The organism is Bacteroides sp. AM23-12 (assembly GCF_003434395.1).
In the GTDB taxonomy this organism is placed as follows: domain Bacteria; phylum Bacteroidota; class Bacteroidia; order Bacteroidales; family Bacteroidaceae; genus Bacteroides; species Bacteroides thetaiotaomicron.
The window spans coordinates 1-400 of record NZ_QTLF01000035.1; the positions used below are offsets into that span (position 1 = coordinate 1).

Annotated in this window: 1 pseudogene; it reads left to right on the top strand. The window is 48.0% G+C overall.

Features of this window, described 5'->3' with window-relative positions:
• Positions 1-223: 223 nt before the first annotated feature.
• Positions 224-400: pseudogene (locus DW640_RS24085) on the top strand (N-acetylmuramoyl-L-alanine amidase); the annotation flags it as partial.

Genomic DNA, 400 nt, shown 5'->3' on the forward strand with positions numbered 1-400 from the left:
TCCGGTGGCGGTTCCGGTTCCGGTGGCGATGGAGGGGAAGAGGAAGCTCCTGATCCTACCGTTTAGTCCGGTAAGTACATCAGCATCATTAATGCGTGATACCTGTAAATGAATAACCTGTAAAAATGAAAAGTTATGATTGACAAGATTTTGGAGATTGCATTGGAAATCCTGTTTTTCTTCCGTAGGAAGAGAAAAGGAAAACGAATGAAAGGGCAGGTCGATGAGGAAGATTGACCTGATTGTGATCCACTGTTCCGCCTCTAGGGCGGACAGGGATTTCACGGAAACAGACCTTGAAGTGTGCCACCGCCGGCGGGGATTTAACGGGATCGGCTACCACTTTTATATCCGGAAAAATGGCGACATCAAGACTACCCGCCCCATTGAACGGATAGGA